This window comes from Nocardia transvalensis, assembly GCF_015477765.1.
GTDB lineage: Bacteria > Actinomycetota > Actinomycetes > Mycobacteriales > Mycobacteriaceae > Nocardia > Nocardia transvalensis_A.
On sequence record NZ_JADLQQ010000015.1, the window covers coordinates 18491 to 42673 of the forward strand.

30 protein-coding genes are annotated in these 24183 nt (G+C 68.9%); 2 read left to right on the plus strand and 28 right to left on the minus strand.

The window, feature by feature from the left end:
- Window positions 1-153: 153 nt before the first annotated feature.
- From IU452_RS33845 to IU452_RS33875, 7 genes are all read right to left on the minus strand, one after another.
- Window positions 154-1500 carry a hypothetical protein gene (locus IU452_RS33845; protein WP_324192992.1) on the minus strand — a complete coding sequence of 449 codons (1347 nt, stop codon included), beginning with the start codon at window positions 1498-1500 and terminating at the stop codon, window positions 154-156.
- A complete protein-coding gene (locus IU452_RS33850; protein ID WP_195113323.1) occupies window positions 1493-2347 on the minus strand; it encodes a hypothetical protein in 855 nt (284 codons plus the stop codon). The genes IU452_RS33845 and IU452_RS33850 overlap by 8 nt, the downstream gene beginning before the upstream one ends.
- Window positions 2344-2961, minus strand: coding sequence for a hypothetical protein (locus tag IU452_RS33855; RefSeq protein WP_195113324.1), 618 nt, complete (start codon window positions 2959-2961; stop codon window positions 2344-2346). Before IU452_RS33855 ends, IU452_RS33850 begins: the two co-directional genes overlap by 4 nt.
- 12 nt (window positions 2962-2973) lie before the next feature.
- The gene (locus tag IU452_RS33860; protein WP_195113325.1) at window positions 2974-4368 is read right to left on the minus strand and encodes an Eco57I restriction-modification methylase domain-containing protein; all 1395 of its coding nucleotides are present in this window, start codon (window positions 4366-4368) and stop codon (window positions 2974-2976) included.
- Window position 4369: 1 nt separating this feature from the next.
- A complete protein-coding gene (locus tag IU452_RS33865; RefSeq protein ID WP_195113326.1) occupies window positions 4370-4672 on the minus strand; it encodes a hypothetical protein in 303 nt (100 codons plus the stop codon).
- Between the two features lie 263 nt (window positions 4673-4935).
- Complete coding sequence (locus tag IU452_RS33870; protein ID WP_195113327.1) at window positions 4936-5877, minus strand: hypothetical protein; 942 nt, start codon at window positions 5875-5877, stop codon at window positions 4936-4938.
- A gap of 239 nt (window positions 5878-6116) precedes the next feature.
- Window positions 6117-6773: a hypothetical protein gene (locus IU452_RS33875; RefSeq protein ID WP_195113328.1), complete on the minus strand. Its 657-nt coding sequence runs from the start codon at window positions 6771-6773 to the stop codon at window positions 6117-6119.
- Window positions 6774-6932: 159 nt separating this feature from the next.
- On the opposite strand from IU452_RS33875, the gene IU452_RS33880 reads away from it, so the two are divergent.
- Complete coding sequence (locus tag IU452_RS33880) at window positions 6933-7208, plus strand: hypothetical protein (protein WP_195113329.1); 276 nt, start codon at window positions 6933-6935, stop codon at window positions 7206-7208.
- Between the two features lie 22 nt (window positions 7209-7230).
- Here the strand turns inward: IU452_RS33880 and IU452_RS33885 are convergent, their stop codons facing one another.
- The 13 genes from IU452_RS33885 to IU452_RS33945 all read right to left on the minus strand — a co-directional run bounded on the left by IU452_RS33885 (window position 7231) and on the right by IU452_RS33945 (window position 16306).
- Window positions 7231-7956, minus strand: coding sequence for a histidine phosphatase family protein (locus tag IU452_RS33885; protein ID WP_195113330.1), 726 nt, complete (start codon window positions 7954-7956; stop codon window positions 7231-7233).
- A complete protein-coding gene (locus IU452_RS33890; protein ID WP_195113331.1) occupies window positions 7953-9071 on the minus strand; it encodes a glycosyltransferase in 1119 nt (372 codons plus the stop codon). Before IU452_RS33890 ends, IU452_RS33885 begins: the two co-directional genes overlap by 4 nt.
- Window positions 9059-10198 carry a glycosyltransferase family 4 protein gene (locus IU452_RS33895; protein WP_195113332.1) on the minus strand — a complete coding sequence of 380 codons (1140 nt, stop codon included), beginning with the start codon at window positions 10196-10198 and terminating at the stop codon, window positions 9059-9061. Before IU452_RS33895 ends, IU452_RS33890 begins: the two co-directional genes overlap by 13 nt.
- A complete protein-coding gene (locus tag IU452_RS33900) occupies window positions 10198-11079 on the minus strand; it encodes a phosphotransferase (RefSeq protein WP_195113333.1) in 882 nt (293 codons plus the stop codon). The genes IU452_RS33895 and IU452_RS33900 overlap by 1 nt, the downstream gene beginning before the upstream one ends.
- The gene (locus IU452_RS33905) at window positions 11060-11521 is read right to left on the minus strand and encodes a hypothetical protein (protein ID WP_195113334.1); all 462 of its coding nucleotides are present in this window, start codon (window positions 11519-11521) and stop codon (window positions 11060-11062) included. The genes IU452_RS33900 and IU452_RS33905 overlap by 20 nt, the downstream gene beginning before the upstream one ends.
- Window positions 11518-12006: a glycosyltransferase family 2 protein gene (locus IU452_RS33910; protein WP_195113335.1), complete on the minus strand. Its 489-nt coding sequence runs from the start codon at window positions 12004-12006 to the stop codon at window positions 11518-11520. Before IU452_RS33910 ends, IU452_RS33905 begins: the two co-directional genes overlap by 4 nt.
- Window positions 12003-13025 (minus strand): hypothetical protein, encoded by a 1023-nt coding sequence (locus tag IU452_RS33915; RefSeq protein ID WP_195113336.1) that lies wholly within the window; start codon window positions 13023-13025, stop codon window positions 12003-12005. The genes IU452_RS33910 and IU452_RS33915 overlap by 4 nt, the downstream gene beginning before the upstream one ends.
- Window positions 13025-14050 (minus strand): NAD-dependent epimerase/dehydratase family protein, encoded by a 1026-nt coding sequence (locus tag IU452_RS33920; protein WP_195113337.1) that lies wholly within the window; start codon window positions 14048-14050, stop codon window positions 13025-13027. The genes IU452_RS33915 and IU452_RS33920 overlap by 1 nt, the downstream gene beginning before the upstream one ends.
- A gap of 145 nt (window positions 14051-14195) precedes the next feature.
- Window positions 14196-14624 carry a hypothetical protein gene (locus IU452_RS33925; protein WP_195113338.1) on the minus strand — a complete coding sequence of 143 codons (429 nt, stop codon included), beginning with the start codon at window positions 14622-14624 and terminating at the stop codon, window positions 14196-14198.
- Window positions 14621-15508 carry an N-6 DNA methylase gene (locus IU452_RS33930; protein WP_195113339.1) on the minus strand — a complete coding sequence of 296 codons (888 nt, stop codon included), beginning with the start codon at window positions 15506-15508 and terminating at the stop codon, window positions 14621-14623. The genes IU452_RS33925 and IU452_RS33930 overlap by 4 nt, the downstream gene beginning before the upstream one ends.
- Entirely contained in the window at window positions 15505-15765 is a 261-nt protein-coding gene (locus tag IU452_RS33935) for a hypothetical protein (RefSeq protein WP_195113340.1), read from the minus strand. The genes IU452_RS33930 and IU452_RS33935 overlap by 4 nt, the downstream gene beginning before the upstream one ends.
- Window positions 15762-16076, minus strand: a complete 315-nt coding sequence (locus IU452_RS33940; protein WP_195113341.1) for a hypothetical protein — start codon at window positions 16074-16076, stop codon at window positions 15762-15764. The genes IU452_RS33935 and IU452_RS33940 overlap by 4 nt, the downstream gene beginning before the upstream one ends.
- Entirely contained in the window at window positions 16073-16306 is a 234-nt protein-coding gene (locus IU452_RS33945; protein WP_195113342.1) for a hypothetical protein, read from the minus strand. Before IU452_RS33945 ends, IU452_RS33940 begins: the two co-directional genes overlap by 4 nt.
- Before the next feature lie 322 nt (window positions 16307-16628).
- Between IU452_RS33945 and ligD the strand changes: the two genes are divergently transcribed.
- Entirely contained in the window at window positions 16629-17576 is a 948-nt protein-coding gene (ligD, locus tag IU452_RS33950; RefSeq protein WP_195113343.1) for a non-homologous end-joining DNA ligase, read from the plus strand.
- 59 nt (window positions 17577-17635) lie between these two features.
- Here ligD and IU452_RS33955 read toward each other — a convergent pair whose 3' ends face one another.
- The 8 genes from IU452_RS33955 to IU452_RS33990 all read right to left on the minus strand — a co-directional run bounded on the left by IU452_RS33955 (window position 17636) and on the right by IU452_RS33990 (window position 23987).
- Window positions 17636-18061 (minus strand): hypothetical protein, encoded by a 426-nt coding sequence (locus IU452_RS33955; protein WP_195113344.1) that lies wholly within the window; start codon window positions 18059-18061, stop codon window positions 17636-17638.
- A gap of 70 nt (window positions 18062-18131) precedes the next feature.
- Window positions 18132-18506, minus strand: coding sequence for a hypothetical protein (locus IU452_RS33960; protein WP_195113345.1), 375 nt, complete (start codon window positions 18504-18506; stop codon window positions 18132-18134).
- A 29-nt stretch (window positions 18507-18535) separates the two neighbouring features.
- Complete coding sequence (locus IU452_RS33965; RefSeq protein ID WP_195113346.1) at window positions 18536-19867, minus strand: AAA family ATPase; 1332 nt, start codon at window positions 19865-19867, stop codon at window positions 18536-18538.
- Complete coding sequence (locus IU452_RS33970) at window positions 19867-20049, minus strand: hypothetical protein (RefSeq protein WP_195113347.1); 183 nt, start codon at window positions 20047-20049, stop codon at window positions 19867-19869. The genes IU452_RS33965 and IU452_RS33970 overlap by 1 nt, the downstream gene beginning before the upstream one ends.
- A gap of 242 nt (window positions 20050-20291) precedes the next feature.
- The gene (locus IU452_RS33975; protein WP_195113348.1) at window positions 20292-21482 is read right to left on the minus strand and encodes a hypothetical protein; all 1191 of its coding nucleotides are present in this window, start codon (window positions 21480-21482) and stop codon (window positions 20292-20294) included.
- Window positions 21479-21676 carry a hypothetical protein gene (locus tag IU452_RS33980; protein WP_195113349.1) on the minus strand — a complete coding sequence of 66 codons (198 nt, stop codon included), beginning with the start codon at window positions 21674-21676 and terminating at the stop codon, window positions 21479-21481. The genes IU452_RS33975 and IU452_RS33980 overlap by 4 nt, the downstream gene beginning before the upstream one ends.
- The gene (locus tag IU452_RS33985) at window positions 21673-22950 is read right to left on the minus strand and encodes a DUF2201 family putative metallopeptidase (protein WP_195113350.1); all 1278 of its coding nucleotides are present in this window, start codon (window positions 22948-22950) and stop codon (window positions 21673-21675) included. Before IU452_RS33985 ends, IU452_RS33980 begins: the two co-directional genes overlap by 4 nt.
- The gene (locus tag IU452_RS33990) at window positions 22947-23987 is read right to left on the minus strand and encodes an AAA family ATPase (protein WP_324192996.1); all 1041 of its coding nucleotides are present in this window, start codon (window positions 23985-23987) and stop codon (window positions 22947-22949) included. The genes IU452_RS33985 and IU452_RS33990 overlap by 4 nt, the downstream gene beginning before the upstream one ends.
- Window positions 23988-24183 lie beyond the last annotated feature (196 nt).

Genomic DNA, 24183 nt, shown 5'->3' on the forward strand with positions numbered 1-24183 from the left:
CTCGACAAAGATCCCGCCTCCTAAGCCGCAGCTTCCCCTTGTGACCGGAGCCCGCTCGCTGCTCGCCGAGCAACTAGGCGCGACAGCCTCCTCCTACCGCGGCTCGCTTCTCTGCAAATCCTGCTCCGCGGCTGCCCGGCACGCGGTCGGCGATCAGCCTGCCCGTGCGATGCGGCCGCTGGTGGCGCGCAGCCACCAGCGCTCGAATCCGGGGCGAGCTTTGGCGTCCACTCCGGCCGGGGCGGCCACCCAGAAATGCTCCGCGTACGCGTCGGCGGGGTCGGTCCCGTCGCGGATCATCTTGCGCAGGATGCCGTCCTCCCCCACAACCGCGCGGCCGGGCTGATGGACGAGACGAGCGAGCATTGCAGCGCGGGAGCCCTGCGCGAGAATGCGGATCGAGCGCCAACGCTGACTCTTCGCCCCTGGCTTCTTGGCCGGAATGGTCACTCGCCGCACCTCGTAGACCGCGTACATGGCGGTCTCGAGGGCCGTGTGGAAGTGCGCCAGTACCTCGGTCATTCCGAGGTCGGTGACGAGATCGATCGCGCGCCGGCCCGCGATGAGCCCTTGCCGGGGATTCAGGGCGAGCGCGACGTGTTCGAGCCACAGCGTTCGCGCGCCGGCAGCTGGATGGGCGCCGTACCTGGCGAGGGTATCGCGGCGGCCCGCGACCGACGACAACGCGTACGGGCAATACACACAGGCCGATTTATGCCATTGACGGCCAACGATTTTCAACAGATAGTCGCTGGCCGCGGCGCGCGTCCATTCCCAGGCGATGAGCGGGTACTCGCCGGTGCGCGTAGCCGTGTTGTACCGGGAGTCCTTCAGCGCGCGGGCCTGTTCGGTCACCTCGAACCCCAGCTGGTGCCGATACGGCCGGCCTTGCGTGATCGCTGCGATGACCGGATCCAGGCAGTCGCCCTTCGCATGCACCGAACACAGCCGGGCTCCGCCGGTCTGCGGGATGGTGCCAGCCGCCAGCAACTCATCCGAGAGCCGATAGTCGCCGTCCATGTGTAGGACCGACGGGCAGCGGGAATCGTCGAACACGACCACGCCGAGCCCGGAACGGCTCACTCGGCGACGCGTGCGGCCGACCTGAATCAGCCGGATCCGGTGCTCGCGCAGGATCGGCAGCACGACTTCGGTGGCGTCGACACCGGTCTGGTCCCACTCGTCGCCGACCATCGCGGTGACCACCGCCAGCTCCTCGAGCTTCCAGTCCCGCGCTTGCGGATTGTTGATCAGGTACAGCAGCATCGCGGTGGAGTCCACGCCCAGGCCCCAGCCGATCACCACCCGCGGCGGAGGCTCGTCCGCGCGCAACTGGCGGCGAAGCTCCGGAGCAATCTGGATCGGAGGCCAGGTACGGCCGGGCGCTGGTGGGGTGGACGGCACCGGCAACAGCACCGGCAACGCCAACTGACCGCCGACCGGGCCCGGCCCGCAGGCGTGGGCCTCACCGGGATGGTCGGCGTCCTGGCACTCAGGCACGGAGCCTCGACTCCGGTTTCGGATACGGGCGGTTGGCACCGGTGAGGGTGACCCGGTCGCGCGCGGTGCGCGGGCCGATGCGCAGCGCGTATTTGTGGTTGCCGGGATGTGGGATCCGGCGGACGCCGCACGCGGGCAGGGCCTCCTGCTCAAGCCATGTCTTCCACGCGGTCCGGTCGGCTCCGGGCCTCGGCGGTGGTGGTGCGCCGTGGGCGAGCAGTCGCGCGACGACACCACCGCTGCCGGATTCGCGGCCGGCGATCTTCGACAGGGACCGGCGGCTCAATTCGGTGCCGTTGGGCAGATACAGTTTCGGTCTGCCCGTGCCCTGGCCGAGGTAGGTCATTCCCAGTGCCTGATAGACGATGCCGATGTGGCCTCGTTTCACCAAGGCCTCGCTGCCGTCGTCGAGGGTCTGCCGGATTTCGGCCGGGTCGGAGAAGGCGATGACTCCGAGGATTCCCTGGGCCGCGGCCAGCCGCAGCGCCCGGGCGGTGAACCAACTTTCGGCGTTGCCGGGCACCTCGTCGAGCAATACCAGCCGGTTCAGCTCGAGCGCCTGCCGATATGGCACGAGATCGGGAAACGCGCCCGTCAGCGCTTCGGCGCGCGCGCCGGTGCCGAGAGTGAGGACGCCGACCAGCGCGTAAGCGTCCTCGTGATGGCGGTCGAAAAGGCCGTAGGCAAAGCAAATCTGCGGCCGGACACGCGAATAGTGGTGAGCGACAATGAAGGTCGCCGCCTGCCAATAATCGATCGGGGCCACGAAGTAGCGGCTGGGCTCGAACGGCTCGCCCGAGGGCCGGTAACTGTCGCGGCGTGCACGCCACCGTTGGCACTCGGTCATCGGGCACCGCCGAGTGGGGTCGCCGGGGTGGGAGCGGCCGTGGACCCGTTGAGCGGGATGGCGTTCCGGCGTGCGGAAACTTCTATTTCCGGTTCCCGAATCAGCCAGAATCCCGCGGAGTGCTCGTCGTAGTAGGCGCGGCCGATCCGCCAGCCGGTCAGGCGCGCGAGGGCGTCCCACTCCCATCGCTGTTTCGGGCTGTCCCAGCCTCGGGCGGGGTTCTCGACCACGTACGGCGTTTCGGTGCCGAACGCCCACAGGCCCTCGCCGTGGATGCGCCGCTCGAGCCGGACCAGGACCCGATCATCGTCGGCGTCCAACTCGACCGGCAGGGCGGTGAACACCGGACACGTGCGGCAGTCGGGGCGCTGGTAGCTCCCCCGCTTCGGATCGGCCCATTTCGCATCCTTCGGCGGGCGGATGCAGTTTCCGTGATAGCCGAACTGCGAGAAGATCGTGCCGCGGCGCATGTTGTACAGCGCAGGATACGAGCGCGGGCGCAGTGCGCATTCCGGTGACGGCGTGCCGTAGTGCGCGCCGAGTGAGATCCTGTTCCATCCTTCGCCGTCTGGCCCTCCTGGTGGCGGCTGGGGCGCAGGCAGATAGATCGGCATCGAATCCCCTCCTCAGGCGGCCTGTTCGGACGCGCAGTCTTCGACAGCGGCTGGTAGCGGTTCGGGATCGACGGCGATGTCGGCCGCCGGCGCGGCACCGGGGTGGTCGAGCCGCCAGGCGGCTTCGGCCCCGCGGGCCAGCCGGTCGTAGGCCAGCCGACGGTGTACGGCGTCTTCGATGGCGCGCCAGACCTTGCCCTGCGACGGTTCCTCCGGGCGGGTCGGCTCACCGTGCACGCCGCGCACGGTGTGCACGGTGTCGTTCGCCGGGGGCGCGTTGCGGGTGCACAGGATTACCGTCGGGGTACCGTGACCGGGAATGTAGGCGCCCGAGGTGTCGATCACCCAGCGCAAATCGCATCGGGTGAGCCAGTTTTCGATATAGACCTGCCCGAACTCGCGCTTCATGAACGAGTTCGCAGTCAGCTGGGCGCACCAGCCGCCCGGCAGCAGTAGCTCGTGCATCAGCGCGTGGAAGGGCAATGCCAGGCTGTATTTTCCGTGGCACACGTCGCGGTAGCGGGCTCGGATGGCGTCGCGGGCTATCGCGTCCTTGGGCGTGATGTAGGGCGGGTTCGCGAGCACGACGTGGTAGCGGCCGCGGGCCAGCAGCGGCTCGTCGGCCGGGTTGGTCAGCAGGGCATCCGCCGCCGCCACATGCACCGGCAGATCGGCGAGATCTGACGCCGTGCGATGGTCGCGCAGTTGGGTCCAGGCGCGGGCGATCAGCCGGTAGCGGGCGACCGCGGCGGCCCACGGGTCGATGTCGACGCCGTGCACGCGGTCGAGCGCCGAGCAGATGTCGGGCTGGTAGTGCCGGTAGGGTCGGGCTGCGGAGTAGCCGTCGTAGAGCCGGTGCGGTGCGGCGGCTCGGGCGAGGGCTTCCACGAGGATGTGCCCGGTCCCGCACGCTGGATCGATCACCGCCGGTGTCTCGATCTCGTCCTGGGCGACGTCGTAGCTGATCGCGATCAGCAGATCGGTGATCCACCACGGGGTTTGGCACAGCGCGCGGCCCTTGACCGCCTCGGTCGACAGCGATTGATACAGGTCGCCCAGTGGGTATGCCCATGGCAGCGTGTGCGTGTCGTGGATCTGGTGCCGTTGCCAGACCGCGGCGATCGCACGTTCCGCCCGGGCGGTCGGCGCTCCCGGCAGTTCGGCCAGCGGCGCCAGCGCCGGATGCCGATCGGACAGGACATCCAGGGATGCCCGCACCCCGAGCCCGGGCTCGACTAGGCCCACGTCCTGCGCATGCTGGACCACCGCGGCGGCATGTACGAGCATCGCGGCCTGCTGGTGGCTACCGCCTACTTCCCGCATCGCACGCTCGCACGCCGCGATCAACGACCGCGGCAACACCGGCTGCCGCGTCGGGGCACGGAATCCGATGGTCCCGGCGCCCACCTCAGGCGCCGTCCTCGTCGTCGAGGAGGGTGGGGCGGGCGTCGGCGTAGATCTGCGCCAGCCGCTCGCGGGCGGCGGGGCTGGCCGTAGCCATGTCACGGTCCCGGGTGTCATCCCAGTCTCGCTGGCTGTAGCCGCGCAACGGGTCGATGTGGTACTCGATCACCTCGCATGGTCGGCCGTCGACGTACAGGTTGATCTCGGTCCCTTCGTCGGCCGTGCGATACACGACCGCCTCGTATCGGGGATCGGCACCGGCCCGATCCGGGCTCTCGATGCCGGGACGCGCAGACACGTCCGCCATGAGTGGACTGCCTCTCTATAGGGCGAGATGGTCGGTCTCGCCTAACTATGGACAATATTATGTTAATGCTCGACGCAATAACGTGCAATATGTCCACGCAGGTCTTACGTCATTGCTTTAGGCATTATCCTGTAAGTGGTCTATTGCCGCGGGGCTGCTCATCGGTCGGTCGCTCGCTCACCGCCCCCGGGTACTCGATTCCTGCAGGCCGGGAGCCGCGGCCGGGAAATCCTTGGTCAGGGTGGTTACTCTGTGGTGACTTGCTACCACGCGGTCGCGCTCTTCGGCTCCGGCGGCATCTCGATCCGCGCATGGGTGGTGCGAGCGGGGCGGAGCCGCTCAAGAATGTCATGGCGTGGGTCGGACGGGGCGAGCCCACGAGGATCCGGAGTGTTGAGGCACTGTGCCTCGATCCGGCTGCAGCCGTCGACCGATACCAGGGCACGGCCCCGGACCTGACATGAAGCCAGCGTGTTGAGCGTTGGGTCGCCCCAAATCATCGCTGCGGCGGTAGGACTCAACGCGCCGAACGACACTCGCTTTCCGATGTGGTCCTGGATGCTGTCCCAACCTGCACTGTTCAGCGCGCGTGCATTGGGGCTCAAGGCGAGCACCAGATGCATACGCACAGCGCCCGCTTTGCGGACCAGGGATGCGAATTCGTACAACACGGTGCGGAACCGGGCGCTGCGGTGCTCCATCTCGGCCTTCAGATTCGTGACATCGTTGAACACCACAGTCATCGGGGGAAGGTCGGCTTCCGCGACAATGCCGTCGAGGATGTAGCCGTACCTCTTTTCCATCTCTTGCCAGGCAGAGTGGATCGCCTCCGCGTGCCCGACCGCGTCGGTCGTGACGACCTGCACGTTGGGCCAGTCACGGAATCCCAGGAAGTCGATGACCCCGCCGTCGACGATCCATACCCTCCATCCGCGAGCGGCCAGGTCGGTCACTACTGTCCGCGCCGCGGCCGCCCTGCCGGATTCCGGGGGGCCGATGAGGGCCAGATGGCGCTCGGCGATCGGCCTCCACGCAACAGGGACGAGGTACTTGTCGCGCCCGAGGCACACCGCTACGTCCTCGTAAGCGGCACCCGGATCCGGCACGGAGCCGTTCCAGATCAGGTCTGGGAGTGCGGGCTGGATCTCGGGAGCCGGTGCAGGCTCCGAGGCAGCGCGGCGGCGGCGGAAGAAGGATGTTCGCATCAGGGTTCTCCCTCAAGGAGCAGTTGTCGAGCAGTCTCAGTTCTTCGAGTTCATCGGCTTGCGTGGTGTGGTGGGCAATGTATCGGCGGGTCCGGGCAGAGCGAACCTGGCAGTGCCCGCCGGAGGTTGGTAGCCCGGTACCGTCGTCGAATGTTGTTGTCGGCCGGGCCGGTTCCCTACGAACCGCTCGCGGCCTGGGTTGTAGCAGTCGATGCGCACCAGCGCTGCCATGTCCGCTTTCACCCACGGATCGCGGCAGCGATGGTGCGCACACGGCCGGAGAGCGGACCGCGTGCCGCAGCCATCAGCCGCCGAGTCCACCGGGCGCCGGATCCGCAGGGCGCATCTCGGGGAGTGGCTCGCCGGGACAGATCCGTCCATGCCCTCCACGCGATCTCGACGGCCGTCTCGAAGTCGGCGAGTTCATGCTCGGTAGCGGGGGGTACAGGCCGGCACGCGCGATCAGCGTCGGTGAACGCGTCCCAGAACGTCGTCACATCCCGATCATCGAGATCGCCCAGCTGCACCCGGCGTTCGATCTCACCGGGGCCGACTTCCACGTCGGTGACCGCGCACCGTAGCTGATTCCACGACGTCACCGCTGCCTCCCACCGACGCCGGCGCGCACGGCGTTCGCCGCGCCGCGCACGACACCGGTTGATGCCGGCGGTCAGGACTCCACCGATCGCGCATATCAGAAGTACAACGCCGACAACCGCTCCGGTGACTTCGACGGCGGCCGACCAGTCGATGTGCGGCGGGGGCGGGAGGGAGCCTGCCGACGATGACACGTCCTCACCGATGAGGTCCTCGGCGGCCGTAGAAATGAGCTGCGGAAGGAAGAACAGCCCGGAGACAACCAAGGCTGCGGCGGCTGTTGTGCTCAGCAGACGCATACTGCCTCCCGGTGGGGCGTGTGATCGGCCTGTCGTCGGGCGAGATGGTCGGTCTCGCCGCCGAGTGGACACCGCCTACGATAATGCGTTGCGCAGTATCTTGCGTATGCTTCCGCGGCCGCGGCTACGGCATCGGTGAGCAGGACAGGATGGATCACTATGAGCGTCACGTTCGTCATCGGGGCAATCCTGTTGGCACTCGGAGCGATGGCGCACCTCGTCGCAGCGCAGTTCGAGTATCGAGGCGCACCGTCGGTCAGCGCTGCGCTGCGCGGGTGGGTTCTTGCGCTCTGGTTCATCGGCGCGGTGATGCTGGCCATCGGTGCGGTAACGTCGCCCGCGATCGGCCTGCCCTTGCAGATCGCTCTGGTGATCGGCGGAGCGCTCCTGGCTGGCACGATCGGCTTCGCCTTGAGCCGAATGAATCCCCGCTGATCGTTGAGCCCCACATGTCGCCTCATGTTGCGCCGCCTGCATTTTCGCGGCGGGGGCGCTCGCTGCGCCACGACAGCGGCGGCCGGTCGATGGACGCCAGATGGGCCGCGTCGTTGTGGGTGATCAGGGTCCAGCGGGATCCGGCGGTCGGTCGCGTCCATGACAGGGGTTGGCGCTGCCAGATGCTCAGGCCGGTGTAGTGCAGCGCGACGGTAGCGGTGCCGCGGCTGGCGGCGGGAAGGCCGAGGAAGTGGTGGAATGCCGCGTCGGCGGTTTCGCCGTGGCCGATGATCAGGATGCATTCGCCGGGGTGGCTGGTCAGGATGCGGTCGATGGCGGCGGTCGCGCGGTGCAGGTAGTGGGCCCAGGTCTCGCCGTCAGGGGTCAGCGGGCGATCCGGGCACAGGGCGGGGATGTGCCCGAAGGCGGTCACGACCTCAGTCCACGGGCGGCCGTCGCCGCTGCCGTGGTCCTGCTCGAGCAGGTGCGGCTCGATCACGGACTCCAGACCCACCGCGGCGGCGACGATGGCCGCGGTTTCCTGCGCACGGCGTAGCGGGGTGGTGTAGAGCCGGTGGATCGGGGTGGCGGCCTGGCGCTCGCGCAGTCGCTGCCCGAGCAGGCGGGCTTGGGTGCGGCCGCGGGCGGTGAGACCACGACAGCCGGTGCGGCCACCGATGATCCCGTGGGTGTTGCACCAGGATTCGCCGTGCCGGGCGATCAGCAGCTCGGTGGCCGTGTCGGTCATGACGCGGTCCTTCGGCGGGCGGTGACGCTCTCGTAGAGGCGCAGGCATTGCACGGCATGATGTCCTGCGGTGAACCGGTGCGCGCGGGCCGCGGCCGCGCGGGCCAGCCGGTGTCGGCAGGCGCGGTCGCCGGTGAGCTCGTCCAGGGCGGCGGCGAACAGGTCCCGGTCGCCGGCGGGCACGAGGAGTCCCGCGTCCCCGACGAGTTCGGCGAAGTTCGCGATCTCGGTGGCCAGCACGGGAACACCGCGCGCGAGGTAGTCGGCGACCGCGCCCGAGCCCTGGAAGGCGAGGTGTGGTCGGTAGGGGAACACCGCGACGTTGGTGACGGCGACGAGGGCCAGCCGGTGGGCCGGATCCAGGTAGGTGGGCACGACCGCGACCTCGGCCGCGCCATGGACGACGGGGCCACGGATCTCGGCGGACAGATCGATCCCGGTTTGGGCCGGGTCGTCCCAGAACGGCCCGGCCAGCACGATCCGGCACCGATGGCGGGTGCGGTCGGCGGCGGCGACCAGGCCGGCCGGGTCTTTCCACGGTGCGGCATAGCCGTAGCAGCTGGCCGTGGTGGTGCGGCCTGCGAGAGCGGGCTGCAGGGTGGGCGGGACGCGGCCGAGGGTGCCCGGCGGGATGGTGGTCGGCAGCCAGCTGACCAGGCTCGGCAACGCGCCGTGGAGCTGCGCGTGGCGGCGGCGGGCGTACTCGCCGAAGCACACCACCGCGTCCGGGACCGCCTCGGTCACCGCGGCGTGCAGGCCCGGATCCGGGACATGGCTGCTGAACAGGGTCGGGGTGAGGCAGTGCAGATGCGCGACGACCGGCGGGTGACGGTGGGCCCGCCACAGCACCGGCAGCACCTGTTCGATCTCGAGGGTGCCGGCGTGCAGGCTGATCACGTCGTAGGCTTGCAGGTCGACCTGGTCGAGCAGCGCCTGCGCGGCAGCGACGATTCGGTCGACCGGCCAGAACCCGCCCCGGGCGGGGTCGTAGGGCACGCCGGTGCTGCCGAGCCGGTCGACGCGCACGCCGTACTCGCGCAGCGCGGCCGTGAGGACGGTGAGGTAGGGCGGGAGGCTGCCCTGAGGGCCGGTGGGGCCGATCATCAGGATGCGCACGCAATGTCCCCGATCATGTGCTGGTAGTGGGTGAGAGTGGCGGCAGTGGTTGTGTCCCAATCGAACTCGGCCGGAAGCCCTGGCACCGGCGGTGGGTCGGCCGCGAGGAGGGCGGCCAGGTCAGTGGCGTCGCGGTAGGTGTGTCCTCCCCCGGCGGCAAGCAATTCCGGTGCGGTGCCGAGAGTGTCGGGCAGCAACACCGGGGTGCCGCACGCCAGTGCTTCGGCGATGGCCAGCCCGAACCCTTCCCAGCGGCTGGTGGACAGCAGCCAGTCGGCGCTGCGGTACAGCGTGGGCATGTCCGCGTCGTCTAGATCGTGCAGTACCACCAGGTTCCGGGCCTGGTCGGTGACCGGGCAGAACGGCGCGGAGTGTCCGAGCACCACGGTGATCACTGCGATGTCGCGCAGCTGCTCCGCGATCTGCTCGAGTCGATCCCAGCCCTTCATCGGCGTCACCTTGCCGACCCACACCAGCCGTCGGCGGGCCTGCGGGTCGGGGGTGAACGGCGGCAGCGGCTCTCCCGCCGCCAGCAGTTCCGGGATCGGGATCGGGTCGACAGGGCGGCCGTGACGGTCTAGCCGGATCCGCAGACCGCTGGCCGGCTTGCTGACCGAGCCGGGTCGAAAGCGGGTGCGGTCGACGCCGTTGTGCACGACGGCCGGGACGGGGATGCCGTAGGCGTCGGCGAGATCGTGTGCGGCCCAGGCGCTGACGGCGATCACTCGGTCGGCCCTGTGGACCAACTCGTGCTCGGCCGCGGCCAGGTCCGCCGCGCCCAGGGTGCGGGCACTGAACTCGCCCCGCACCAGCACCGGGGCTCGCAGGGAGTGGTCCAGCCCGAGGTAGTCCAGGGTTTCGGCCTCCCACGTGGAGCAGTCGATGACGTCGGGCCGCAGGATCCGCAGCAGGCCCGCGACGACGTGCCGGTGGACGGCGAGGTTGTCGGTGCGCGGCAACGTGAATACATCCACCCCGGGCAGCCGCACCGGCGACGGCGTGTACTGGGTGATCACGCTCACCGCGTGCCCGTGCGCGGCCAGCCGGGCCGCCAATTGCCGGTAGATGGTGCAGATCCCGCCGCGGGTGGTCTGATGCAGGTCGCGGTGGACCAGGGCGATGTGCATCACGCCTCCCCCGTCGGTATGGCGTGCAGGCGTTCTCGCGCCTGCCGCATCGCGGCGGCGAGCAGCCGCAGCCGCGTGGAGCGCAGCGGGCCGGGGGTGAGGTCGTGATGGATCCGTTGCTCGCGGGTGATCACCATCATCAAGTTGATCGCGAACGGGACCTGGGTCCCCGCGGCAGCGACCTGGGCGTCGATGCGCTCACGCAGAGCGGGGTTGTGCGCGCCGAGGACGGTGTCCAGGAGGGCCAGGTCGTAGCACGGCAAGTACCAGCCGCAGAACTCCCAATCCAGCAGCGTCGCGGCCAATCCGCCCCGGACGGGGCCGAGCAGGACGTTGGGGGGCACCAGGTCGCCGTGCGCCAGTTCGCGCGTGGAGACGGCGGTGAGCAGGGGGCGCAGGGTGGCGGCGTCGTCGTCGGTGAGGTAGCCGGCCGATCGGTAGCGGTCGACGCGAGCCGGGTAGTCGAACGGCGTCGCGAACACCGCGCTCGGCGGCGGCGACCACCCGGTGACTCGGGTGACGGCGTCGAGGACGGCGTCGATTTGCGCGGCGGTGAGCGGCTGCGCCGGGTAGCGGTCGGCGGCCAGCGGCTGCCCGGGCACCCACTCCAGCACCATGATCCGGTCGTCGTCGGTCCAGATCAGCCGCGGCGCAGGCATCGGCGCGGCGGCGGCGGTGAACTGGTCGTAGGCGGCGAGTTCGTGTGCCCACGTCGTGCGCCAGAACTCGGCGTCGTCGAGTCGGTACTTCACCGCCACCTGCTGGCCGCCGGCGAGGGCCCCGCTGACCAGCAGGGTCTTGTCGGTGCGGTGGACCACCGTGCCGAGGGAAATGCCCAGTGCGTCAGTGGCTTTGAGTAGATCAGCAGGCAGGCTCGTCACGGCTTCCGTCCTCGATGATGGCGATGATGCGGTCACGCAACTGGTGCTCGAATAGTTCTCCGTGCCAGGCAGCGGCGATCTCGGCCATCCCCGCCTGCCAGTAGTCCTCGGCCAGGCGGCGGCCCTCGGCCAGCACGGTCAGTGCCTGCCAGTACAACACGCCCACATACAGGCGGAACCGCTCCGACCGCGCGTCGGTGGCCGGCCAGCGCGCCCAGATCCACTGCACCAGGCGCCCGAACCCGGCCAGCCCGGCCGACGCGGCGACCGTGGCCGCGCACATGCTCTCCGCCGCTGGCAGCCGGTGATACACCACCGTCGGGGTGTCGACCGCGGTGAACCGGTAGCGGTGTGCGCGGCTCAGTTGCAGCCACATGTCCCAGTCCTCCAGCGCGGGCAGGCCGGGGTCGAAGCGTGCGGTGTCGGGAGGCTTGCGGGTCACGACGCTGTGGCCGGCATGAAGTTGGCCACCTCGAGCAGGCCCGCGTCGAACTCGATCACCCCGCTCGCGGGCGCCGGCAGGGGTGCGGCGGGATCGATCCGGGTGGTGCTGGTGTGACAGATGCCGTAGGCGGCGTCGGCGCGGTCGCGGTCGATCGCGGCGAGCATCGCCGCCAGATGGTCGGGCAGGAACACGTCGTCGTCGTCGAGCAGGGCCAGGTATTCCCCTCTCGCGGAACCGATCCCGGTGTTGCGGGCGGTGGGCAGGCCGCAGTTGACCGGCAGCACCAGCATCCGCACCGCCAGACCCCGTTCCACCGCCGCACGGGTCACCGACTGCACGTCGCAGCCGCCGTCGTTGACGACCAGCACCTCCACCGGGCCGGGCACCTGGCGCTGACCCGCCACACTGGCTAGTGCCGCCGCCAGCTCCCGCGGCCGGTTGTAGGTCGGAATCACCACGCTAACAAGCGGTTTCACGCTCATCGGTCACCGCCTTTCACGATGGTGCGGCCGACCAGGGCGTTCGGGTCGCCATGGTGGTGCCAGCCCAGAACCGCCGAACGCGCCGCCAACGCGGTCACCAACCGGCGTGCGTCCTGTTCGTAGGCGACTCGGTTGCGTTCGGTGCGGGCGATGCAGTGCTGGTTCAGGATCGGGTCGAACATCCAGTCGGTGCGCACGTGCGGCAGCAGCGCCGCAACCGGCTCTGCAATTGCTGTCAGCACAGGGCGGCCACAGGTGTACCCGGCCAGGGCCACAAACACACTGGGCGTGGCCGCGTCGAGGTCACCCAACCGCAGGGTGATCGGGTTCGCCTGGCTCAGCTGCGGATACGTCAAATAGACCTTGGCTTCGCTGCGATGCCGGTGGTCCACCGACGTTGTGCGCCAGCGGTCGAGTGCGACCCCGTTGCCGTCCCACGGAGGCGGCAGCAGCGGCTCGAGGTCGAGGTAGGTGCCGACCCTCACCGGGATCGGAGTCGGCAGGGACGTCAGCACCAGCCGCGGCCGCTCCGGATCGGAACCGGGCTCGGCATACACGATCAGGTGATCGTTGGACAGATACCGCATCCCATGATGCACAACGCTTTTCAGCGCGAGCGTGGTCTTGCCGGCGCCCTTGTCGCCCACGATGATGACCACCCGATCGTTGTCGGCGACGGCGGAGGCGTGCAGCATCACGTACCGGCGCTGCTCGAGGTGATCGATCAGCACCTCCCGAAGGGTCTTGCGAGCCGCGACCGCGACAGTGTGCACGTTCTCCCCCACCAGCTGCACGAGCCGCCGGTCCGGATCGCAGCGATGCCCGACACCCCAACGATTCACCGTCATCACAGCCGGATCGGGCGTGTCGACGATCGCGTCCACCATCCAATCCCCCAGACCGGGCACCCGATCGGAGAGCGCATAGAACTCACGCAGCGCCGCTACGATCCGGTCGTCGTTGGTGGCCAGTCCCACTCGGATCGGACCCAGGACACAGGAACGGGTGTGCAGCAACATCAGGCAACCTCCGGGCGACGACGACGGAGTTCATGCACCATGTCGGCGATCCCCTGGTCCAGCAGGACGTGTGGCCGCCACCCGAGCAGGTCGCGGGCGCATTGGATGTCGAGCACCATGCGGCGCGTCTCCCCTGCCACGGCGGGCTCGAACTGCGGTGTCGTCTGCACACCGGCTGCCTGGCACAGCAGGTCGAACACCTCGTGGATACTGGTTTCGAGACCGCTGCCGATGTTGATCAGTCCGTCCGCCGGGCTCGTGCACGCGGCCACGATCGCTCTGGCGACATCAGCGACGTGGACGAAATCGCGAGTCTGGTGTCCGTCGCCGAAGATCAGCGCGGGTCGTCCGTGCACAACCGCGTCGGCCAAGCGGGCAATGACTCCGCCGTTCCGCTGCTCGGGGCCGTAGACGTTGCCAATCGCCAATCCGGTGTAGGACAGGCCGTGCTCCTGGTGGAACCACTCGAGATAGTGCAGGCCGGTTGCCTTGCTCAGCCCGTACGGCGAGACCGGCCGGATCGGGTCGTACTCTGTCACCGGCAGCCGATTCGGCCGGACCTGGCCGTAGATCGCCGCGCTGGCGGCGAAGACCACCCGCTGCACGCCCGCAGCCCGGCACGCCTCGAACACCTTGAGCGAACCACGAATGTTCACATCGGCATCCGTGGCCGGAGAGTTCTTCGAGTCGGGGATGCTGGTGTGCGCGGCCAGGTGCACCACCACCTGCGGTCGCCACGACATGATCGTTCGAACGCAGCGGGGGTCGCGTATGTCACAGACGGACACGTCTTGCTTGGACAGCCCGACCGACAGTGCGGCAGTGAGGTTTTCGGATCGGCCGGTGGACATATCGTCGAGCACGTGCACGTGGGCACCGGCGAGCTTGAGACGGGCGACGGTATGACCCCCGATGTGCCCCGCTCCCCCGGTGACCAGAACTCGAAGGCCCTCGAGGGCGCGGTGGCCGGAGCCGTCGAGCGCGGCTGCGTCGGGCGGGCGCGGGCCGTGAAGGACAGACGTCATGCGGACGCTCCTTGCGTTCGGAAGACGAGGTGGTCAGCCCCGCCACGTTGACACTTTTTAGGATAGTGCGTCGTGCAGTGTGGTGCAACGGTGTTCTGTTGTTGCGGGTGAGAGGCTAAGCGATGAGCCGGTCACTCCACGCTCGTCACCGCCCTGCTCGGTGCTCGAATCGGGGACAGTCGATGTGGGGACGCAGGCAGGCATGCACGCCGAGGGTGGTGCCGCCGCCTTCGGCGCGGGCCAGGATGGCGAGGGCTCGGGCCAATGCGGTGCGCGACGATCGCTGATGCCCACCGCCGAATTGGAGATCGTCTCCGTGGCAGGCGATTTCGTGCACTGCGTCGCGGCGGGCGCGGTCGATGCGGTCGGCGGGCCAGTCATGCATCTCCTGGATGCACAGCGGGACCATGAACAGCAGGAACTGCACCAGGTTGTTCGCGAACCACTCTGCCCGCGAGTCTCGGGTAGGTGTTGAGGTGGCGTCGCGCGAGACAGCCGCGACATATCCGAAAGGGCTGTAGGTGTCGCCGGTGCCGGTCTCGGCTCCGGTCGATTCGGATTGCCGATCGATCATGCCGCACGCCCGTCCTCCGGCCGCGGGCCACGGGCGCCGGTGAACAACCGGTCGAACCTGTGGGCCGCTTCCAGGAGCAGTGCGCAGCGGATTTCGCTGTCGCGGTGGGCGAGGACCCGCCGGCGTAGCTCCTCGGCCTTCTCGAGGCCATCCGGCTCGGTGAGGATGTCGCCGCGGTGGATCAGGACGTCCGGCCCGAGGCCCCAGATTGCGGCGTTGACGGCGCAGCAGGCGGTCGCGAGGCGGTCGATGTCGGTCATCGACCAGGCGTATTGCTGTGGGTCACCCCCGAGGGCGCGGATGCGTTGGGCAGTGGCGCGGAACAGGCCTCCGGTGCCGACGGCAGGTTCGTCGGAGGTCGTTGCCTCCGGCGGCAGATCCGAGAGTGTCACCGCTGCCAGGATGTCGGCAACGGCGGTCGGGGTGTGAAACTCGCCTCGATGTTGGCGGTCGCCGGGCGCGCGCAGTTCGGTCAACACCGCGCCGAGGAGGTCGACGTCACTGCGGAGGGCGGGGTCGGCGTGGCCGGTGAGGTCCAGCAGCCCGTGCTGAAAGCTGGTGTCGATGATCGTGCGGACCGCGGTGAGGGTTTCCCGTGGATGGTCGTCGGTGAGCCAGTCGTGCAGGGGCCGGGCGACTTCTACCAGGTAGGGCTCCGTAACCCAGAACACGCCCCAGATCATCCGCAGCGCGTCGATGGTGTCGGCGGCGTCGAGGTCGCGCCATTGACTGGGCAGGCGCGGGGCGGCCGGGGCGGCCACTTCGAGCAGTGCCAGGGCAGCGACGGTCCCGAGCGGGATTTCGATGCGCTCACCGGTATGCGAGTGGCGGCGCCATGCGGCCGCAACCGCCTCGGCGATCGGTCGGGCGGGCGCGCCGGTCACCGGGACACCTCGCGCGGTGCGGCCGGTGCGGTACCCGGTGCGTGGGTCCTGTGAAGACGGATCGCGGCGGTGACGTAGCGAAGACCCACAGGCCGATCGCGCACGAGGTGCTCGATGTCGGCAACGGAAGGGCCACCGGCCCAGCGGACCCTCAGGTACCCGTCCCTGGTGATATGCCAGTGCACGATCGGCCAGCGCCGGAACACGGCCTCCTGGAGCGTCTGCTGGGCGGCGATGAGATCGGCGTGTCCGATCATGCCGCGTCTCCCGGGCCGTCGGTCGGGTGCGGCGGGTGTGCACACGGCAGGATTTCGAGCGCGAATCGGCCTTCTCCGTCCGGCACGAGACCGGCCGAGATCGGATCTCCGATCGTGGCGACGAGGCCGGTCAGCGCATCGACCAGCGCGACGGCGTCGACCCCGGCACTGTGCTGGTCCAGAAATCGGACGGGCACGAGCCCGTCCGGTCCCGCAGCGAAGACGATGCGGCGGACCTCGGGGTGCCGGTGCCGGATCAGGTGCTGAATCCGGCGGATCGACAAGACAGTGACGGAGCCATTGGCGATCACCGCGCCTCCTCGAGGCCGGTGTCGTGGTCAGCAGGCTGGTGGTCGGGCGTGACACGGCGGTGCGGTGCCAATGCGTCGGGCACGCACCAGTCGATGCTGACGTGACCCGAGACGTACTGCACCCAGCCGCCGCGGATGTCTGTGACGGTGACCGGCCTGACACTCTCCAGGTAGAGGTGCTTGCCCACGTGGATGTCGTGGTCGGTGTCGAGCCCATAGGTGTTGATCATGTGCCGTGTACCTCCGGCAGTTGGGGCAGGATGGTTGGTCCCGCCGACGTGGTGACATTTTTCAGGATAGTGCTGTTGACACGATGGCGCCAGTAGTTGTGTCCAGGGCAGGCAGCGCCCCCCGACCGCAGCGGCCCCGGGGGGACTCAGTCCTCGCGCGCCAGGCTCTTTCTCGGGGAATCCGTGACGCCGGAACTTTCTCGGCGATCGATGCGTCATGCCGCGGTCGGCTGCGCACCGCATTAATTAAGACCGGGCGGTACTATTCAGCCAATTATCGGCGGCGACCTCGGCTATGGATGGAGAGGGCGGCGAGGCGAATATGACGGAACTCCCGCGCTATGCGCCCATGCTGGCGCAGGCCAGCACCTTGCCCACTGACGATTCCGCGTGGAATTTCGAAGTGAAATTCGACGGTATTCGTGCTGTCGGCTATGTCGATCGTGACCTGCGCCTGGTGTCTCGGAACAACAAGGACATTACTGTGGCCTGGCCGGAACTCGCTGACCTTGCGCCGGCGGATCCGCCGTTCGTCGTCGACGGGGAGATCGTTGTCTTCTCGGCCTATGGACGACCCTCGTTCGAGGCATTGCAACCGCGGATGCATCAGCGGAACCCGGCCGCGGTCCGGGCGTTGGCGAGGAGTTCCCCGGCGACGTACATGATCTTCGATCTTCTTCAGGTCGGTAACCGGCCACTGATCGACTTGCCCTATCGGCAGCGCCGCCATCTGTTGGAACAGCTAGGCTTGCGCGGCTCGCACTGGCAGGTTCCGCCGCGGCTGCCCGATACCGGCGCCGAGGCCCTCGCCGAATCCCGGCGCCTCCATCTCGAGGGCATCATCGCCAAGCGCACCGACGGCCCGTACCTGCCCGGCCGGCGCAGCCCGCTCTGGACGAAGATCAAGAATTTCCGTACCCAGGAGGTTGTCGTCGTCGGCTGGCGCCCGGGGACGGGCAGGCGCGCCGGGCATATCGGCTCCCTGCTCATGGCGATTCACGATGACACGGGGCGCTTGGTCTACATCGGGAATGTCGGCACCGGCTTCAGTCGTTCGGTGCTCGACGACTTGCAGGCGAGACTACAACCGCTGCAACGCAAAACAGCGCCCGTCGAGGCAAATGTTCCGGACGCGATATGGGTAGCACCGAAGATTGTCGGTGAAGTTTCGTATACCGAGTGGACCGGCGATGGAAAGCTCCGGCACCCATCGTGGCGCGGGCTGAGGCCGGACAAGGATTCGAGCAACGTCACCCGCGAGCGACAGTAGCCGATTAGCAGAACCGGGCGGCCGAATAGCTCGATTCTATTGTTTCCTGGGATAATGCGCTATTCGAAGGTGGGAATTCCACCGAGGCCGCCGATGATCTCCGCTGTCAACGCGGCGATGTCCATCACCGGGTGCACGGCGTAGCCGCCGAGTTCGATGTTGGCCAGCGCAGCTACTGCGCTGCCCAGTTCGATGCTGCTGCGGCCGATCGCCCACTCGGGGTACGTCACGTGCGCTTCGGTCAGCAGATGCCATGCACGCGGGCAGTAGATCCGCATGATCGCTTCTCGAGTGCGCTCGGGTACGTCAACGTCGCCGCAGCACAATCCGGCGACGACAGCCGCCGCAGATGCCTTGCCCGAGAGAAGGTATGGCCAGTTCGGCTCGAATACCTCGTGGCGGCGATATCTGGTGACAGGCCAGATCGTCCCGGCGGCGGGCTCGACGGTGCGGTACAGGTCGGGCGGGATCGGCTTGAACTCCATTTCGGGCGGCAGTCCTTCCTTCAAGTGGCGCGCACTGGTTCAGCTGTGCGACAACGGGTTTGCGGTTCGCCTACAGAATCATTTGCCATGCGGTGTCGCCTCCCCTGTTGTGCTGGGGGGCGGCCGTGGTCAGGTCCGGCGCTGCGGCGGCGATCAGATGTGTCGCCGCGGCGATGATGCCGCCTCTGATCGAGGGCGTGCCTTGGGTGGGTTCGGGGCAGAGCAGTGAACAGTCGGCGGCGGGCTGCGTCGCGGCCATGGTTGGAAGCAGGGTCTCGGCGGGGGCGTGACCGAGGTTGAGGAGAAGTGTGGCCTGGAACACGAAGGCGGCGACGAGAAACGTCAACCCCCAGAAGGGGATCCGGGCCAGCCATGACAGCGCACTGTCGGCGCGGTGACGGCTCGCGCGAGCCGGACCGGTTATGACGAGGGCGGGGCAGGACATAGGTTCTCCTCTCGCGATAGAGCTGTGGGTCATGCGGCGGGCAGGGTGGAGAGGGCGGTGATCAGTCGGTGGTTGAGCGCTTGGTCCCGGCCGGGTTCGGCGTGGGTGACCGCGTCGGGCGTGGTCGTGTCGTAGACGACGGTGGCGTGGGCGCGATGGCGGCTCAGCATCACGCAGGCGCGGCCGGGGTCCATCCCGAAGGGCGTGGGATCGCGGTACCCCGCGAGCGAGTGCAGAACTACGACGGCGCTGCGTTCGAGTCCCTGGAGCGCGTTGGCGGTGCCGACCAGCACACCGGGGACATCTGCGAGGGCGGCCTCGACGGCGGAGGCCTGGCTGACGTGCGGGACGACGACGGCGAGGTCTTCGGCGGTGAGGGGACGCCGTGTGTGGTCGGTGACCAGCGTGGTGGTCAGCAGTTCGCGCGCGCGATCGGCGCAGTGGTCGATCAGGCGCGGATCGGTTGGCCCGCCGCTGGCGGCCACCGGCCGACGCGCCAGTTCGGGCAGAGCTGTCCCGGCGCAGGTGACGAGCTGTTCGGGCGGGCGGCGCGAGCCGAACGGCAACTGCGGATAGAAGATCGGTTGGACGAGTGCGGTTGTGGCCGGGCCGAGCCGCCAGGTGTGCTCGAGTTGCACGACGCCGATCGCGTCCGGGTGGGCGGCCATCAAAGCCTGAGGGGCAGGCAGATTCGGCGCGGTGGGGCTGCCCGCCCATCGGTCGGTCGGGGCGTTGACGACCGGGGCGATTTGACCGGGGTCGCCGACGCAGACGATCTGTGTGGCGAGCGCGCCCAGCGCGCCGAGGTGGGCGAAGGTGCACTGCCATGCCTCGTCGACGATCATCACGTCTGCGCCGAGCCTGTACGGGTCGCCGTAGAGCCACCGGTCGGTGACGCCGACGATGATGCCGCCTGCCCTCCCCGGCCAGTGCACGTCCCGACTGGGGACGACGGGCAGGGTGCCGCTGCCGGGTGCGGGCAGATCCTTCTTCCACATCAGGACGGCGCGATCGGTGCGTCCGGACAGTCGGGCCGCGATTTCGAGGGCCTGCGCGCGGGTCTGCGCAGCGATTCCGACCCGGAGCCCGGCGCGGTGGGCCAGCGCCAGGGCCAGCAGGATGACCAGGCGGGTCTTGCCTGCGCCGGGAGGCGAGGCGACGACCACACCGGGGTCGCCGTTCCAGACATGGAACAGGACTCGGGCCAGCACGGGGTCGTCCAGCAGTTGCGAACCGGGCCAGTCCACCTCGGCCGATGAGTCCGGAGCGTCGTCGTCCGCTGCTGGGGCGGGCGTCTGCTGGGCATGCTCCGGCGCTGAGCCGGGTGGCGGCGTGACGGGGCGGGGTGAGCGGATGCGCATCAGGCCACCTCGGTGAGATTGCTGCGCCAGGCCGACCAGCGGCGGTCCCAGGCGTCCTGTTCGGCAGCGTCGCGGGTGGCGTAGTCGCCGTGCACAGGGGCCAGCGGTTCGGTGGAAGAGATCAAGCCGTGGCGATAGACAGCGCCGTGGTCGTCTTTGTCGTCCGACGCGATAGAGGTCATGCGCGTGCCTCTCGGAACAGCGGCGAGTTGGTCGGTCTCGCCGATCAGTTGACAACTTCTATCTTAATGCTTACTACATTGTCGTGCAATCGGCATTCGGTGGTGGCGCTGCTGCAGCGATGCAGGGTGAGGGATCGGCGGAAGGCTCTCAGGCCATCGCACTGCCAACGTCGTCGACTTCCTCGATCTCGCATTCGGCGCGTAACGCGCGTTCGGCGAGGATTGGGCCGACTGGTGAGATTTCATTCCTCGGCGGCGGCCACGAGGATGTCGAGCGGCACGGCACGGCGCTGCGGTGTCGGGGAATCGGTGCCGGTGATCCAGGGTCGGCACTCGTACAGGTCGAAGTACCGGCCGCGTGTGACCGCCTGAACCTTCGGTTGCGGCGGGGCGGGCAGCACACAGACCCGCATGTCTGATTCGGGCGCGCGCCCGTTGCGGAACCGGAATCCCGCCAGTTCCAGTACTCGGTGCCCGTGCTCCATGCGGGTGTCGCGGAGTTCGGCGGTGAACTGCTCTCGGTCGGCGGGCATCGTGTCGAGCGGGCCGTTCCACCCGATGACCGACGCCCCGGCCCGCAAGCGGGAGTCGATTCGGTCGCAGCGCAGCACGGTGGTGCCGGGCCGGGCGGCCGTTGCCGCTGTCGCGGTGATGATGGCGGTCATGACGTGGCCGCTGTGGACAGCGCGTTGCCGCCAGAGCGGATCGGTCAGAAGCGCGGCTTCCCACAAGTCGGTGCTGTCGCAGCGGGACCGCAATCCGACGGCGGCCTGCAAAGGGCTGTCGGGTCGGGTCCAGTCGCGGCCGGAACGGAATCGGTCGCGGGCACGGTGAAGGCTGCGAACGTCGTCGTTGTGGATGGCATCGAGCGGCGGAAGAATTTGCGGGCCAGCGGTTTTCGCCACCCAGGTGTGCATTCCTGCGCAGGTGTCGTCGGTGATGCCGAACCATTCTCGCCACGCGGCTGCCTGTCGTTCTGCGGCGGGCGCTGTGCCCAGCAGGTACCGGGTTCGGGAGGTGGCGAGCAGATCGATGACGGCGGAGGTTCCAGGATGGTCGGCGCGCTCTGCCCACCATCCGCACAGCGCGGCGGCGTCGGCCACGTCGGTATCCGGGTCGGTGGCGTGCTGGCGGGCCAGTGCCTTGAGGATGCCGAGGGTGCGGGGATCGTCGAGGAGCAGTGTCGGAGGGGTCGAGGCGGTGATCGCCGCACCGTTCCCGGCCAGCAGCACCAGGGCGTCGCGACCGGCGGCCTGCGCCTGTCCTCCGGGCGAGGACGCGACGGTCAGAGCGGGCTTGCCGCCGGGCATGGTCGCGCGCACGGCGACGGCCGACGCGGGCGGCCGGAACAGGGCGTAGGCCAGGCGTTGCACGGGCTGCCGGGTCTGTGCGGCGTGTATCCGCTGGGCCAGGTCGAACCATTCGACGGTCATTGTGCTGTGGCCTCCTCGGCAGCGGGCAGATCGGGGATGGGGCGGGTGGCGGCTTGCCATCCCGCTCGCAGCGCCTCGGCGGCAGCGGATTGCGCGGCGTCGGCGGCGGTCAGTTGCGGCACCTGGGCAGGGGTGATGCCGGTGTCGGCGAGAACGCGCTCGGCGTAGCTGAACAGGTCTGCGTTGTCGGTCATCGCGTCACCGCCGAGGCGGAGCGGGACTCGTTGGAGGCTCCGGTGGGCACATGCACAGTCATCGCCCACGGCGGTGGGGTGGCGTGCGGGTTGCCGATGATGACGCAGATCAGTTGGGCGCGGGTCGGGCTGGTGGGCCACGGGGTGTACCCGTCGGTGAGCACAACGACGACATGGGGCGTCGGTCTCGTGGTGGTGGCGGCGGTGATGCCGACTCGCATGTCGGTTCCGCCGCCGCCGACGAGCTGGATGTCGGCGACCGATCGCACGCGCTGCGGCTCGGTGCTCGCCGCGTCGCAGGCCAGCACGCGAATGTTGTCGCGGTCGATTCCGGTGGAGCGCAGGATGCCGGAGATTTCGGCCAGAGCAGTGTCCAGATCGCTCGGGCTCATCGAGCCGGAGGTGTCCACGACGAGGGTGACCCGCACCGCGACCGCCCGCAGGGCGGGAAGGATCACGCCGGGCACATTGCGCCGGGACGGGCGGGTGTAGGTGGGGTGAGTGCAGCCCGCCTTGTTGGCGACGACACGGCGAAGGGCGGTGCGCAGCAACCGGTTCCAGGGCACCTGCGGCGGAGCCAGCGTCTCGCTGGCCCACCGGGTGAGTCCGGCGGGGACGGTTCCTCGTCCGGTGGCCGCCGCGTCCCGGACGGCGACGGCGACATCGCGGCGCACCAGATCGGCGTCGGCGGGTGTCAGCCCTTCGGCCGAGTCGATCGGCAGTTGCTCCCAGGACTGCGCTCGGCAGCCTGCACCGGACCCGCAACCGGGTTCGTCGCCGAACATCGGATCGGGTGGTGCGGTAGCGGGACCAGTGTCTGGGGGGCGTACGGCCTCGTAGTAGTCCTCGGCGACGCCGCCGGGTTCGCAGCCGAGCATGTCGGGCGTGATCACGCCGTCAGGGAGGTGGATGCCCGCCGCGAGAAGGTCGTCGTTGATCTCCGCGTCGGCGGCGTAGTTCCAGGCGACCTCCGAGACCGGTTGCGGGGCCACGTCTCTGGCTCGATCGGCGTGGGCGCGGATCAGGTGCCCGACCTCGTGCAGCAGCGCCGCACCGGCCTGATCCGGAGACCAGGCGCACGGGCCGACGAGCAGATCGGGGTCCAGGTAGAGCCGCCACCGCTCGTCGACACCGAAAGTGCCCAACTCAGGCGCGGCCACCGGTCGGATGGCGAACAGGGCGACGGCGAAGTAGGGGCGCAGTTCGACCACGACCAACCGCGCCAGCTGGAATGCCTCGCGCTCGGCCGGGTTCAGGGGCCGTATTTCGGTCATGCCGCCGCCTTCCGATCCTTGGTGATGCCCGCCGCTTTCAGTACGGGGGCGAACTCGCGAACCTCTTTCGGCACAACCGCGTTGGCCGGACGCGCCTGTGCGAGGGTGCGCGCGGCCACCGCCGCCACATCGACGCGGCCTGCCCGTGCCGCCGCCACCACTGGCTTCCACGCCGAACGCCATGCCTCGGCCGTCTGACGGCTGGTCGCCCACGCGGTCACCGCCGTCAACACCGCGTACACCCGGTCTTCGCGGGCGTTGGCCCAGTCGAAGATTCCCGGATCGGCGACCACGGCGTCTGGGTCTGGCAGGTCGGCGTCCTTGCGCCAGGAGAGGAACTGTTGCCCCGTGCCCGGCCCCACCAGGCCGAATGCCAGGGTCTGGGCGGCGTCGGTGTCATCGGCACGGACGTGAGCGAGGGCACGGGCGAGCATGTCCCAGGTCCGGCGAGAAGCCCATGGGCCGCTGGTCTGTTCGGCCTGGGCGAACCCGTCCAGCAGGGTGGGATTGGTCTTGATGAACCCGAGCACGCAGGCGCGGGCCGCTGCTGTTGCGACCTCGTCGGCGGCGACCGCTCGCGAGCAAGACGTCGCGGCCCACCCGGTCGCCATACCGTCCAGCCATTCGTCCGTGCTGGGGGCGAACGGAATGTGGCAGAACCGATTTGCCAGCGGGGGTTCGAGTTCGTACCCGCCAGCGGCGGCACCGGGAGGGTTCGCGCCCGCGACGACGATCACGTCCTTGGGCAGTTCGAGGTCTCCGACCTTCTTGTCCAGCACAACCGACAGCATCGCGCCTTGCACGGCAGGTGGGCAGGTTGTCAGCTCGTCGAGGAACAGGTAGCCCCGTCCCGCGTCGCGCAGCCGCTTGGCCCACCGGCCGGGGATGAGAACGATTTCGTCGTCGCCTCGGTCGCGGGGGTATCCCCCGATGTCGGCGGGGTCGCGGATGGTGCCCAGCACGATCTCGCAAGGCACCTGCTGGGCGGCGGCGAGGGTCTTGACGACGCTGGATTTGCCCACGCCCGGATCGCCCACCAGCAACGACGGGACTCCTGCCCGTCCGCAAGCGTCGACAGCTGTGATAGCAGTTCCCAAACCCGGCATTCAGCACTACCTCTCGGGGATAGCGGGGTGGTCGGTCCCGCGAACGAATGTGACGCTTCTATGATAGTGCATCTTGCATTTTGCTACAAGTTGTTCTCGAAGCGGAACAGTGCGATTGTCGAGGGGC

What these genes read in the sequence shown, in the direction of transcription:
- IU452_RS33965 (WP_195113346.1), bottom strand. Translation starts at nt 19,867, where the DNA reads ATGCGCATCCGCTCACCCCGCCCCGTCACGCCGCCACCCGGCTCAGCG.
- IU452_RS33925 (WP_195113338.1), bottom strand. Translation starts at nt 14,624, where the DNA reads ATGATCGATCGGCAATCCGAATCGACCGGAGCCGAGACCGGCACCGGC.
- IU452_RS33975 (WP_195113348.1), bottom strand. Translation starts at nt 21,482, where the DNA reads ATGACCGTCGAATGGTTCGACCTGGCCCAGCGGATACACGCCGCACAG.
- IU452_RS33945 (WP_195113342.1), bottom strand. Translation starts at nt 16,306, where the DNA reads ATGATCAACACCTATGGGCTCGACACCGACCACGACATCCACGTGGGC.
- IU452_RS33920 (WP_195113337.1), bottom strand. Translation starts at nt 14,050, where the DNA reads ATGACGTCTGTCCTTCACGGCCCGCGCCCGCCCGACGCAGCCGCGCTC.
- IU452_RS33850 (WP_195113323.1), bottom strand. Translation starts at nt 2,347, where the DNA reads ATGACCGAGTGCCAACGGTGGCGTGCACGCCGCGACAGTTACCGGCCC.
- IU452_RS33855 (WP_195113324.1), bottom strand. Translation starts at nt 2,961, where the DNA reads ATGCCGATCTATCTGCCTGCGCCCCAGCCGCCACCAGGAGGGCCAGAC.
- IU452_RS33960 (WP_195113345.1), bottom strand. Translation starts at nt 18,506, where the DNA reads ATGTCCTGCCCCGCCCTCGTCATAACCGGTCCGGCTCGCGCGAGCCGT.
- IU452_RS33970 (WP_195113347.1), bottom strand. Translation starts at nt 20,049, where the DNA reads ATGACCTCTATCGCGTCGGACGACAAAGACGACCACGGCGCTGTCTAT.
- IU452_RS33955 (WP_195113344.1), bottom strand. Translation starts at nt 18,061, where the DNA reads ATGGAGTTCAAGCCGATCCCGCCCGACCTGTACCGCACCGTCGAGCCC.
- ligD (WP_195113343.1), top strand. Translation starts at nt 16,629, where the DNA reads ATGACGGAACTCCCGCGCTATGCGCCCATGCTGGCGCAGGCCAGCACC.
- IU452_RS33870 (WP_195113327.1), bottom strand. Translation starts at nt 5,877, where the DNA reads ATGCGAACATCCTTCTTCCGCCGCCGCCGCGCTGCCTCGGAGCCTGCA.
- IU452_RS33880 (WP_195113329.1), top strand. Translation starts at nt 6,933, where the DNA reads ATGAGCGTCACGTTCGTCATCGGGGCAATCCTGTTGGCACTCGGAGCG.
- IU452_RS33895 (WP_195113332.1), bottom strand. Translation starts at nt 10,198, where the DNA reads ATGCACATCGCCCTGGTCCACCGCGACCTGCATCAGACCACCCGCGGC.
- IU452_RS33935 (WP_195113340.1), bottom strand. Translation starts at nt 15,765, where the DNA reads ATGATCGGACACGCCGATCTCATCGCCGCCCAGCAGACGCTCCAGGAG.
- IU452_RS33915 (WP_195113336.1), bottom strand. Translation starts at nt 13,025, where the DNA reads ATGTTGCTGCACACCCGTTCCTGTGTCCTGGGTCCGATCCGAGTGGGA.
- IU452_RS33985 (WP_195113350.1), bottom strand. Translation starts at nt 22,950, where the DNA reads ATGACCGAAATACGGCCCCTGAACCCGGCCGAGCGCGAGGCATTCCAG.
- IU452_RS33885 (WP_195113330.1), bottom strand. Translation starts at nt 7,956, where the DNA reads ATGACCGACACGGCCACCGAGCTGCTGATCGCCCGGCACGGCGAATCC.
- IU452_RS33865 (WP_195113326.1), bottom strand. Translation starts at nt 4,672, where the DNA reads ATGGCGGACGTGTCTGCGCGTCCCGGCATCGAGAGCCCGGATCGGGCC.
- IU452_RS33910 (WP_195113335.1), bottom strand. Translation starts at nt 12,006, where the DNA reads ATGAGCGTGAAACCGCTTGTTAGCGTGGTGATTCCGACCTACAACCGG.
- IU452_RS33875 (WP_195113328.1), bottom strand. Translation starts at nt 6,773, where the DNA reads ATGCGTCTGCTGAGCACAACAGCCGCCGCAGCCTTGGTTGTCTCCGGG.
- IU452_RS33980 (WP_195113349.1), bottom strand. Translation starts at nt 21,676, where the DNA reads ATGACCGACAACGCAGACCTGTTCAGCTACGCCGAGCGCGTTCTCGCC.